A 419-nucleotide genomic window follows, 5' to 3' on the forward strand; every position below is an offset into this window, starting at 1 on the left:
TATCGGGAAGACAGGATTCGAACCTGCGACCCCCTGGTCCCAAACCAGGTGCTCTACCAAGCTGAGCTACTTCCCGATGAATGCACCCAGCAGGAGTCGAACCTGCAACCTTCTGATTCGTAGTCAGACACTCTATCCAGTTGCGCTATGGGTGCATATATAAAAAACAAAATGCCGAGGACCGGAATCGAACCGGTACGGTGATCACTCACCGCAGGATTTTAAGTCCTGTGCGTCTGCCAGTTCCGCCACCCCGGCATAATGTAAGAGCGGAAGACGGGATTCGAACCCGCGACCCCCACCTTGGCAAGGTGATGTTCTACCACTGAACTACTTCCGCATATGCCGACTAGACGATTCGAACGCCCGACCCTCTGATTACAAATCAGATGCTCTACCAACTGAGCTAAGTCGGCATA

The 419-nt window shown here is 52.7% G+C and carries 5 tRNA genes; all 5 read right to left on the bottom strand.

From position 1 onward, the window contains the following. Window positions 1-2: 2 nt before the first annotated feature. Window positions 3-76: transfer RNA gene (locus FC14_RS03730), tRNA-Pro, on the bottom strand. Window positions 77-81: 5 nt separating this feature from the next. Beyond that, window positions 82-155 (bottom strand) — tRNA-Arg (locus tag FC14_RS03735). A gap of 17 nt (window positions 156-172) precedes the next feature. After that, window positions 173-258 (bottom strand) — tRNA-Leu (locus FC14_RS03740). Window positions 259-268: 10 nt separating this feature from the next. Beyond that, a tRNA-Gly gene (locus FC14_RS03745) sits at window positions 269-340 on the bottom strand. 3 nt (window positions 341-343) lie between these two features. Beyond that, window positions 344-416 (bottom strand) — tRNA-Thr (locus tag FC14_RS03750). Window positions 417-419 lie beyond the last annotated feature (3 nt).

The sequence above is a fragment of the Ligilactobacillus agilis DSM 20509 genome (assembly GCF_001436215.1).
Classification (GTDB): domain Bacteria; phylum Bacillota; class Bacilli; order Lactobacillales; family Lactobacillaceae; genus Ligilactobacillus; species Ligilactobacillus agilis.